The following is an 11636-nucleotide window of genomic DNA, read 5'->3' on the forward strand; positions in this document are numbered from 1 at the left end:
TGTGAATAAAATTGTATTTTTCAAATAAATCGCATCAAATGAAATGAAAAATCCACCCACAACATGAGTGGATTTTATTATAAATGAATATTGAAAAACAATTTTCAAGGAAAGCCTAAAACTTCCCAAACATCAATACCTGTATCTTCCAATATTTTACTGAAGAGGCTACTGGTTTCTAGTTCAAAAAATCTTGTGTCTCTTTACTATAAAAGTATTCTTTGATGATAGTCGCAGCAGCCTCAATGTCTGATTCTTGTAGAACTATTACTTCATTGGCAACATCAAGCATTTCTTTAGGAAGTGCCAAAAAAGGAGAGCTTTTAGTTGAGCTTACAAAATGAGTTCTGATAGTATGTTGCTCCATTGCAGGCTTCTTTTCTACTACTTCTTGAACTATCTTTTCTACTAATGGGATACTTTTTTTAAGTATCAAAGTTCTGATTTTAAATGGCAAACTATGAGAATGAAAGTATAAATCAGTAGTTGTCAAACCTTCTTCTCTCACCTTAGTGTAAGCAATGCCATTTTCATGTACTAAAGCCTCAAAGTCTTCCATTTCCTCAAAAAAGGATAAGTATCTACGACATTTCTTTTTGAAAAGTGTCTTGTTTGTCATTTTGGAGTGATGTTTTGTATTAGTTAGATGGTTTAGAAGGATTCAAAAATAGATAGATTAGCAAATAACACCCTAAGATAGTTTTCAGCATTTTGATATTTTAAAATCTCCAAAATAGTAATGTCATCATTATCGACAAACCACGGATGTTTCCAATATTTAACATTCAACCATTCTTCAAATGATAAATCTTGGTAAAAGTCTATTGAATATAAAAAAGCAAAAAATAGTTTAAAATCTTCTTTGAATCGGTCATCATGCTTTATTGAAGCTGCAAAAAGTAATGCTTTATCTTGATTAGGTAAAAAATTAGGTCTTGTCTTTTTCAAAAAAGCTAAATAGACATTGAAATCGGAATTATCAAAAATTGGTAAAATAAATTTCTCATTGATATAATTCCATGAGTTCAGATTCACGTCTTTATAATACTTATCCAAATAAGTTTGGAAAGGCAAATAAGCTCTATCGTAAGTTTTTTTACTCAAACTTCCCTCTGGAGAATTTTTGAATTTTAATGCTTGATTTTTTAGCTCTTCTTTCATGCTTTATTTGGTTTTTATTTGTGTTAAAAACAAATACCAATCAGTTAAAATACTTATTTATGACCTTGCCAATCAAAAGGAATATCAATCCATTTCTCTCCTTTTAAAATATAAAGTAAATCAGTCGATTTTATCATATTTAATACTTCAATTAGATATGTATGATATTTATCATTTATGTTTCCCTCCATTAAATACATTTCTAAATCTTTGAATTTTCTATTCTTTATAAAATCATTTATGGAGACTTTTTTATGAGTTACTTCATTTAGTATTTCAAAGTCACAAATGAAATTATCATATAATCTAAAAATAAAGGACTGCTTAATTTGATTGTTTCTCCAAACTACCTTAATAACTGGACTAAGTGGAAATTCTGAATTTTCGCTGTCTAAACGATCCAGAAGAATAGAGGTCTCTTGATAATTACATTGACTTAACAAGTCAGAATAGGTAGAATGATAAAGACTAATTAGTCTAAACATCTTTTCTTTTATTGTCTCTATCATGGTTATAATGTTTGATTTTTTACTTTAAAATAAGTTTGAACCCAATATTTATTTTTCTTTTCAATGGAGGAATTAGCCCAATGAATGCATTTAAGCCTTATAAGAATTACTTATTTCATTGCTTATCTTTACTATCAAATAAATATAGTCTGTTAATTTCTTCATCCAATAATTCAACATTGCTATTATAAATATTTTCAGGATAAAATCGTGTAAAAGTTCTGGTTGCTTCCATTATCCAACTTAGATTTTCGGGGGTTTTATTTCTTAAAAAAACTCTCAATTGAATAATCGACAATGTCGGATGCACGAGATTTCAACAAAGAAGAAAATTTTGTTATGCTTTCTAATTCTTCAAGGCATTTGATTAAATACTCCAAATTAAACTTCAATAGTTTAATGTATGTGAAGGTTATTTCCATAGTGTTTAGTATTTGGTTAAGAAATTAGCTGGAACTACCTCAAAGTAGGTATTATGTCCAATTCATCAAAAAAAATATCCTTCAAGGAAATAGCTTTGTCATTAATAAAATAGCACTCATCTTTACTTTCATAATATCCTTTTATGCTAATGGATATATGATAATTCTTTTTTGGAAAATTAAAAACACTAACTTCATCATAAAAATTATATTTGACAATTGGCATTACTTCAAGCTTATTGCTGATTTGATAAAGGCTTAGTTTTTCACATAATGTAATTCCTATTTTAGTAATTTCTCCAGTTACTACGGTACAGCTTAAAAATTTACAATCTTCAAATGATGGATTAATAAAATAAGTATTACCAATCGTAGTATTAATAATTCCCAGTTTTTTGATTTTCTCCATAGTTGAATCATTGGAATTAACTATCAAGAGTATGTTTTCTATAAGCTTCATTTTAGTATTTTTTAGAAGAAAACTATTAACATTTGTTCGTCATAAAAGTCGAAAAACTTCATTTTAAATGAACTTTCACCAAATCAGCTACCTTTTTATTGTCATTGGTTACTACTTGAATGATTTCATCTATAAATATTTTGCCTAACATTCCTGATGTATATTGTGGGTCTGGTTCAATTAGAAAACCTTGTCTAAATCTGCATAAGTATTCAGTATCACAATTGAGACAAGTATAATAAATAGGCTCAATTGAGGATGTAACAGGATATTCTTCTCTAAAAATATCATTCGATATAATAAAAAAATCACCTTGAAACTCCTTTACCGAAGTTGAATTAAATAACAATGGGAATTCTTCTAAAAATGAAGTTGTAAAGTATTTTGAACATAAATACTCTATTTTATTGTAGCTTAATTGTGCATGATTAGACTTCGTTGAATCATAGTATAAACCAAAACTAACTTTCTGTTGGCAATGAGTACATGAGTGTTCTACCTTCCAACTACAGTTATAATTAAAAGAAAGCGGAATAGTACCAAAGTATGTATTATTGGAAAAACTGATTTTGATTTTTTCGGATAAAGGCTCACCATACAATAAAACTCTTATATGATTTACTGTGCCTTTTTTAGTTATCATCATTTTTATACGAGTTGGAAACTCGTGCTACGGTTATCTCACGACCTGCACTTTAATATTTTGTCGTTCTTTTCCACTTTCGATTAACAATAAGTAAAAACCATTTGATACATCTTTTACATTGATATAATCTTGATTTGATACTTGTTTGACTGTTGAACCATTACTATCTACTAAAGTCAATGTGTAGGATTTGGCAGGTACTTTTACATAAATTTTATCATTGGCGGGGTTGGGGTAAGCCTGTACTGTCCGTTCGAAATTATCAAGTCCCAAAATCATTGTTACTTCTAAAGGTGCAGCATTACTGTATAGCGTGTAACAATCGTTCTTTAGCTCACAACGGTATTGATAAGTATTTTGAGAAAGATTGGCGGACACAATATTTAACACATTACTTTGTTGTCCTCGATATAAAGTGTCGCTACTTGCAATCATGTTCCAAGTAATACCTTTATCCGTACTTACTTGCCATTGGTAAGCTGATGTGCCTGAAACATTGACAACAAATTGAGCTGAACTTTTTTCTGTGGTAGATTGTGCGGTGGGTTGAAGCGTGGTTTGTGGTAATTCACATTGTTTGGCTTGAATACTTATGGTATCCGACAATACACTGTTACATTCGCCATTGACTAAACAGCGATAGACAATATTATTATTATCAAGTTTAGCTTGATTTACTATTAATTTATTAGTTCGATGCCCCGAATAAGTGGAATCAAAATTGGTGATAGCTCGCCAAGTAGTACCTTTATCTTTACTGATTTGCCAAGCAAAACTGCTGGCAGAACTCTCATTGACAGACAATTGGGTTTCTTTAGTTCCAAACACTTCTGTCTTTTCAGTACGAAGGGATTTAGGTAAAGGGTTTTTACAATCCAACGTAAGTGATGTAAGTCCTGTATAACTCCCCAACCAAATTTTACCATCTTTAGATTCATGGATTGCATGAGTATAGGATAGTGGAAATGGACTATTAAAAGTAGTGAGCGTTTTACCATCATATCTTTGTATTTTATTTCCTACACTCCAAAAACTACCTTTTGAATCTATCATAAAATCATTATTGGAATAGTAGCCTGTTGATATTTTAAACTCATCAGGAGTTTGTACTTTCTCAAAGGTATTCCCAACCAAATGATAGATTTCGCCCTCGTAATTTTTATTGTTATAAGTAATAAGATATAAACCTACATTATTATCATTCACTATTCTTGAAATATTAGAAGGTATATTCGTATAGTTACTGGTTTTTAAACTTAGGCCATCGTGCGTAAAGAAACCTTTGGAACTAAGAATACAAAGCCCCCCATTAGGACTCGCTGCAATGTCTATAATATCATTATCAAACACAAATGTCGTCCATTTACTTTTGTCATAGTAAAATAAAATGTTTTGGTAGCGATTGGTTGACCAATAATATTGATTGTCCCACGCCCAAATATGCTGATTTTTATCTTTGACAATTTTTTCAATACCATATTTTATATCCAAAGGGTGTTCTATTAATTTTAAACCATTGTCTTGTTTTATTTGAGTAAGTATATTTTGTTGGCTTACCCATAAATCATCTCCTTCGCCTTGGGCAATGGTAAATCCGTAATAGGCAATATCTATAGCTTCTCCACTTGTATTCTTTAAGTATTGAATTTTATCAAAATAATAAGGTTGAATCAAGATATTATTTTTTGTATCTGATATAATTTTAGAAACAATATTGCTGGAAAGATTATTTTTGGGTAGGGATAACTTTTTTAAACTATTACCATCAAATAAACCTATTTGATTATAACTTCCTATAAGTAAATTTCTTCGGAAATCTTCATAAATACTGATAATACCGGCTGAATAAATAATAGTAATTGTAGAGAGGTTATCTCCCTCCAATTGGTACAATGCAGGATGTATACCACCCATAGAAGCGACTAAAACCTTATTATCTTTGGTTACGAAAAGAGATTGAACATATTCAATGGAAATAAATTTAACAGTTTTAATGAGGATGTTAAACCTGTAAATTCCACTATTGTTTGATAAAAAAATATTATCATTTTGGTCTATGACTGCATCTTTGAAAAAGGATGTATTTGGAAGAGAACTATTGTTATAATCATATTTATTCCATTTCTTACCGTCAAAACTCAGTAGGGAATTTCCATTTTTTATCCAAAAATTTCCTTTGGAATCTACTATAAGACTTTTATTGTTAAAATAATTTATTCCATTCTTCTCCCAGTCATAAGAAGTATATACAGAATCTTTCCCTACTTGAATAAATTTCCTTCCTTTATCATAACTAATCCATTCACTACCATCTTTTGCATAAAATAAAAGTGGCTTATCTGTTATAAATGCCTTTCCTAAGTTTTGGTGACTTATCCAAGTACTTCCATCAAAAATAAATGTTTTAGAATATCTATTAAAGGGTTCATCGTCATAGTAGCAAGCCCAAATATTCCCTTGAACATCCTGAGTAATAGAAGTAATAGTACTATCTAAACCATTATTTTGATTATAGGAAGCAAGAAGTTGATAATCTTTATTATAGTGCAAAATACCACCATCTGTTCCAATCCACAAGGTCGAATCTTGGGCTGCAAAAAAACAATTGGCTTGAGAAAATGAACTATAAGCCTTCCACTGTTGGGCATGAGTAGTAGAAAAACTAAAAGTGTAAAAAAAGAAGATAAGTGTTCGTAGGACTTTGTACATGATTATTTAGCGTTTAATTGTATTTTTTCTTGATGCATAGATAGTTTTTTACTCCTACTTCACAACCTGCACTTTAATATTTTGTCGTTCTTTTCCACTTTCGATTAACAATAAGTAAAAACCATTTGATACATCTTTTACATTGATATAATCTTGATTTGATACTTGTTTGACTGTTGAACCATTACTATCTACTAAAGTCAATGTGTAGGATTTGGCAGGTACTTTTACATAAATTTTATCATTGGCGGGGTTGGGGTAAGCCTGTACCGTTCGCTCGAAATTATCAAGTCCCAAAATCATTGTTACTTCTAAAGGTGCAGCATTACTGTATAGCGTATAACAATTGTTCTTTATCTCACAGCGAAATTGATAAGTATTTTGAGAAAGATTGGCGGACACAATATTTAACACATTACTTTGTTGTCCTCGATATAAAGTGTCGCTACTTGAAATCATGTTCCAAGTAATACCTTTATCCGTACTTACTTGCCATTGGTAAGCTGATGTACCTGAAACATTGACAACAAATTGAGCTGAACTTTTTTCTGTGGTCGATTGTGCGGTGGGTTGAAGCGTGGTTTGTGGTAATTCACATTGTTTGGCTTGAATACTTATGGTATCCGACAATACACTGTTACATTCGCCATTGACTAAACAGCGATAGACAATATTATTATTACCAAGTTTAGCTTGATTTACTATTAATTTATTAGTTCGATGCCCCGAATAAGTGGAATCAAAATTGGTGATAGCTCGCCAAGTAGTACCTTTATCTTTACTGATTTGCCAAGCAAAACTGCTGGCAGAACTCTCATTGACAGACAATTGGGTTTCTTTAGTTCCAAACACTTCTGTCTTTTCAGTACGAAGGGATTTAGGTAAAGGGTTTTTACAATCCAACGTAAGTGATGTAAGTCCTGTATAACTCCCCAACCAAATTTTACCATCTTTAGATTCATGGATTGCATGAGTATAGGATAGTGGAAATGGACTATTAAAAGTAGTGAGCGTTTTACCATCATATCTTTGTATTTTATTTCCTACACTCCAAAAACTACCTTTTGAATCAATCATAAAATCGTTATTGGAATAGTACCCTGTTGATATTTTAAACTCATCAGGAGTTTGTACTTTCTCAAAGGTATTCCCAACCAAATGATAGATTTCGCCCTCGTAATTTTTATTGTTATAAGTAATAAGATATAAACCTACATTATTATCATTCACTATTCTTGAAATATTAGAAGGTATTTTCGTATAATTACTGGTTTTTAAACTTAGGCCATCGTGCGTAAAGAAACCTTTGGAACTAAGAATACAAAGCCCCCCATTAGGACTCGCTGCAATGTCTATAATATCATTATCAAACACAAATGATGTCCATTTACTTTTGTCATAGTAAAATAAATAGTATTGGTAGCGATTGGTTGACCAAGAATATTGATAGTCCCACGCCCAAATATGCTGATTTTTATCTTTTACAATTTTTTCAACACCGTATTCAACACCCAACAAAGGGTGTTTTATTAATTTTAAACCATTGTCTTGTTTTATTTGAGTAAGTGAAGTGCGTTCGCTTACCCACAAATCATCTCCTTCGCCTTGGGCTATGGTATATCCATTGTCGGTAATATCAATAACTTCATCATTTGTATTCTTTAAATATTGAATATCCATTGAATAAGGTTGAATCAATATATTATTTTTTGTATCTGATACAATTTTAGAAATTACATTGCTGGAAAGATTGTTTTTGGGTAAAGGAAAATCTTTTAGTGTATTGCCATCAAATATATTTAGTTGAGGATAACTTCCTAAAAGTAAATTTCCTCGAAAATCTTCATAAATATTGATTGTATAAACATCAGAGACCAATACAGAAAGTTTATCTCCATCTAATTGGTAAAGTGGATATTGTCCTACTAAAACCTTATTGTTTTTTGTTACATAGAGTGACCTTGGAAATCCCAAAGGAATAAAACTACAGGCTTTAGTGAGAATATTAAACTTATAAATTCCATTATAAGTTGTAAAATATATATTATCATCTTTATCTATAACGTCATTTTTGTCTGCAAAGTAATTATTGTGTCCATAGTTATTGGGAAGAGCACTATTGCTACTATCATATTTTGTCCATTTCTTTCCATCAAAAAACCAAAAAGATGTTCCAATTCTTATCCAGAAATGCCCTTTGGAATCGACTAAAAGTCTTTTATTATTAAATGAAGTTATCCCTCTATTTACCCAGTCGTAAGAGGTGTATATTGTATCTTTTCCTACCTCTACAAATTTACTTGCTTTATCATAGCTTATCCATAAACTCTCATCTTTAGCACAAAACAAAAGTGGACTATCTGTAATAAGTTTTCTATCTAAGTCTTGATTGCTTATCCAAAAATTACCATCAAAAATAAATGTTTTAGAATATCTATTAAAGGGTTCATCATCATAGTAGCAAGCCCAAATATTCCCTTGAACATCCTGAGTAATAGAAGTAATAGTACTATCTAAACCATTATTCTGATTATAAGAAGCAAGAAGTTGATAATCTTTATTATAGTGCAAAATACCACCATCTGTTCCAATCCACAAGGTCGAATCTTGGGCTAAAAAAAAACAATTGGCTTGAGAAAATGAACTATAAGCCTTCCACTGTTGGGCATGAGTAGTAGAAAAACTAAAAGTGTAAAAAAAGAAGATAAGTGTTCGTAGGACTTTATACATGAATGCTTAGAGTTTAATGTGTCTGACAAAAATACGGTTTATCTTTTCTCAGAATCGTAAAACAATTAATTTTTTGCAGATTTTATATTGAGAAGGTTTGAAGTAAAAGCGAGCATAAATTTATCCTTGTCATATTATAAATCTTGACAAGGATAAATTCAATAGTTAGATACTATCCTAAAGGCATAAAACTTTTAAATCAGTAGGTTGATAACACTAAACCGCAGGTTCTTGCTGAGATAAACAGTGGAAACTGCCTTGTCCCCAAATAATATCTGTGGCATCTAAACCTATTACTGGACGGTCTTTAAAAAGCCCAGAAAGAATATCTAAAGCAATGTCATCATTTTTGCATTGATAAGTCGGGACGATTACCGAAGCGTTGGTAATCAAGAAATTAGCATAAGAGCCAGGCGTTCTGAATTCATCAATCACTACTGCCGAAGGCATTGGCAACTCTACTACATTCAATTGTTTGCCATTTACCAAACGCATTTGCTTGAGCAACTGTAAATTATCGTTCAGTACTTCGTAGTTATCATCATTTTTATCATACTCTACTGCTGCCACTACGGTATCAGCATTTACAAAACGCACCGTATCGTCCACATGACCGTCGGTATCATCACCCACGATACCATCATTTACCCAGAGTACTTGTTCTTGTCCGTAGTAGTCGCACAAGTATTGTTCTATCTGAGCTTGGTTTAAATGCGGATTTCTGTTTGGATTCAATAAACACGAGCGGCTTGTCAATACCGTACCAGCTCCATTAAATTCTACTGAACCACCTTCCATAATAATGTCAGGAGTAACGGCATTCAAGCCACGATATTCAGCAATTTTATTCGGCAAATTATTGTCATCGTCATAAGGAGGGTATTTTCCGCCCCAAGCATTATAACCCCAATTTACAATCATACGCTGTTTAGTTTCGGGATTAATCAAGAATGCAGGGCCGTGGTCTCTACACCAAGCATCATTCGTTGGGTTGATTAATATTTCAATTTGCGTTTCATCAATACCATACTTGGGTAATTCATTCAAAATAAAGGACTGTAATTTTTCATCATTTACGTTCAAACAAACCTTTTCACCCTGAGTAATCGCCTTGATAAAATTGAAGTATTGAGGATACATTTTGGCTAATTTGTCACCTTGCCAAGAGTGGTCGTTATGTGGGAAAGTAAGCCAAGTTGCTACGTGTGGATGCCATTCGGCAGGAAAAAAATATCCTTGAGATTTTGGAGTAAGCATTTTTAATTGGTTTTAAGGTGCAAAAATAAGGATTAATCTTTAAAGCTATGAGCAATCTGGTTTCAGATTTCGGCAATCAGATTTTAGCTTTTATTCGTACTCATAATAGTTTTAATTATCAAAGCCTTGCCATAACCTTTTTTGTAAGGCAACTGCAAGGCTTTAATAATTAAATTCTTAAAAATTTGGCGATACTAATTTGCTTTCCATTCAGAAGGATTATGTCTCCATTCTTGTAAAGTAATTAATTGACTTTCAGAAACATAGTTTTTAGCAACAGCTTCTTTGATAAGTGTTTCATAATTACTTAATGTATAAACTTTAAGGTTTTTTTCAGCGAAGTTTTTATCTGCAATTTCAAAACCGTAAGTAAAAATAGAAACCATTCCAAGCACATTTGCTCCAGCTTCACGAAGAGCATCTACGGCTTTTAATGAACTTCCGCCTGTTGAAATCAAATCTTCAATTAAAACTACTTTTTGTCCGGGTTTTAATTGTCCTTCAATTTGATTGCCCATTCCGTGTTTTTTAGGTTCAGGACGAACATAACAGAAGGGAAGGTCGAGCCAATCAGCGACTAATGCACCTTGTGGAATACCAGCAGTAGCCACACCAGCAATAATATCAACATCTCCCCAATAAGCTTGAACAGCCGAGGCAAGCCCGTTTTTGATAGCAGTACGCACTTTAGGAAAAGAAAGAGTGATTCTGTTATCACAATAAATAGGTGAATTCCAGCCTGATGCCCATTTGAATGGTTGGTCTGGACTTAGCCTAACAGCTTTGACTTCGAGTAGCATTGAGGCTACGGTTTCTGCAAGAGTTGGTTGTGCCATTTGATAGTTTTTGTTAAATCTGACAGCAAAATTAAAAACTCTCAGTAATGTTTCGTAACAAAAGTTTAATTTTACGATGAAATATACATATTCATTTCTGTAACAGGGCAAATCAACAAGGAACAATCAAAACAAAAAATGATAATTTTCATTAATGAAAGACTAATTAAAGTCGTTGGGAAAAAGAAAGCCCAAGCACTTACAACCACTGAATTTGATCACTTGATAGACGCTCAGTTAGAAGTAATTAAAGTCAATAATTTAAAAGGACACGTCTTGATTATCAATGTGTTGTCCCCAACTATTTCTCGTTTGTTTACGATTCTTAAAAACGAGAATCTTCCTCATTTACAATCTATCACACTGGTTTCTGAAAACAAGGAAGCTACCGAAGACCAAATTAAATCACAGTATAAAGTGGTAAAAGCAGCTGGTGGTGTGGTGAGAAATGAACATGGAAAAGTTTTGATGATGTATCGCTTAAAAAAATGGGATTTACCAAAAGGTAAGCTTGATAAAGGCGAATCCTTCAAAGTAGCTGCTGTGCGTGAAGTAGAAGAGGAATGTAATGTGAAAGCCAAATTGGAAGAGAAAATTTGCACAACTTATCATACTTATACGCACAAAAACGAAGCAATTTTGAAACAAACTAAGTGGTATTCGATGGAATTATTAGATGATTCTAACATGAAACCACAGTTTGAAGAAGATATTGAAAAGTTGGAATGGATGGACAGAAAACAAATTCATACAGCTTTGATTAATTCATATTATTCTATCCGATATGTATTGAAAAAGTACTTTTACGAAAGTGATGTTTAGTTGTCAGCTTTGAGCTATCAGCTATGAGCTTTGGGATTTTTGACTTGGAGACTAAAAGACTAAAGACACAAGACTGATAGCTCA

General features: G+C 32.0%; 10 protein-coding genes. 1 reads left to right on the top strand and 9 read right to left on the bottom strand.

What is annotated here, in order from left to right:
* Positions 1–178 precede the first annotated feature (178 nt).
* The 9 genes from VB248_RS21555 to pyrE all read right to left on the bottom strand — a co-directional run bounded on the left by VB248_RS21555 (position 179) and on the right by pyrE (position 10730).
* Positions 179–619 carry a hypothetical protein gene (locus VB248_RS21555; protein ID WP_323298910.1) on the bottom strand — a complete coding sequence of 147 codons (441 nt, stop codon included), beginning with the start codon at positions 617–619 and terminating at the stop codon, positions 179–181.
* A gap of 32 nt (positions 620–651) precedes the next feature.
* The gene (locus VB248_RS21560) at positions 652–1161 is read right to left on the bottom strand and encodes a hypothetical protein (RefSeq protein WP_323298911.1); all 510 of its coding nucleotides are present in this window, start codon (positions 1159–1161) and stop codon (positions 652–654) included.
* Positions 1162–1214: 53 nt separating this feature from the next.
* Positions 1215–1670: a hypothetical protein gene (locus VB248_RS21565; RefSeq protein ID WP_323298912.1), complete on the bottom strand. Its 456-nt coding sequence runs from the start codon at positions 1668–1670 to the stop codon at positions 1215–1217.
* Between the two features lie 456 nt (positions 1671–2126).
* The gene (locus VB248_RS21570) at positions 2127–2552 is read right to left on the bottom strand and encodes a hypothetical protein (protein WP_323298913.1); all 426 of its coding nucleotides are present in this window, start codon (positions 2550–2552) and stop codon (positions 2127–2129) included.
* 58 nt (positions 2553–2610) lie between these two features.
* Complete coding sequence (locus VB248_RS21575) at positions 2611–3198, bottom strand: hypothetical protein (RefSeq protein ID WP_323298914.1); 588 nt, start codon at positions 3196–3198, stop codon at positions 2611–2613.
* Positions 3199–3228: 30 nt separating this feature from the next.
* Complete coding sequence (locus VB248_RS21580; protein ID WP_323298915.1) at positions 3229–5907, bottom strand: T9SS type A sorting domain-containing protein; 2679 nt, start codon at positions 5905–5907, stop codon at positions 3229–3231.
* Between the two features lie 54 nt (positions 5908–5961).
* The gene (locus tag VB248_RS21585; RefSeq protein ID WP_323298916.1) at positions 5962–8637 is read right to left on the bottom strand and encodes a T9SS type A sorting domain-containing protein; all 2676 of its coding nucleotides are present in this window, start codon (positions 8635–8637) and stop codon (positions 5962–5964) included.
* 216 nt (positions 8638–8853) lie between these two features.
* Entirely contained in the window at positions 8854–9894 is a 1041-nt protein-coding gene (locus tag VB248_RS21590) for an agmatine deiminase family protein (protein WP_323298917.1), read from the bottom strand.
* Between the two features lie 194 nt (positions 9895–10088).
* Positions 10089–10730 carry an orotate phosphoribosyltransferase gene (gene pyrE, locus VB248_RS21595; protein ID WP_323298918.1) on the bottom strand — a complete coding sequence of 214 codons (642 nt, stop codon included), beginning with the start codon at positions 10728–10730 and terminating at the stop codon, positions 10089–10091.
* Positions 10731–10868: 138 nt separating this feature from the next.
* On the opposite strand from pyrE, the gene VB248_RS21600 reads away from it, so the two are divergent.
* Complete coding sequence (locus VB248_RS21600) at positions 10869–11552, top strand: NUDIX hydrolase (protein WP_323298919.1); 684 nt, start codon at positions 10869–10871, stop codon at positions 11550–11552.
* Positions 11553–11636: the final 84 nt, after the last annotated feature.

The organism is Arcicella rigui (assembly GCF_034929435.1).
Lineage (GTDB): Bacteria > Bacteroidota > Bacteroidia > Cytophagales > Spirosomataceae > Arcicella > Arcicella rigui.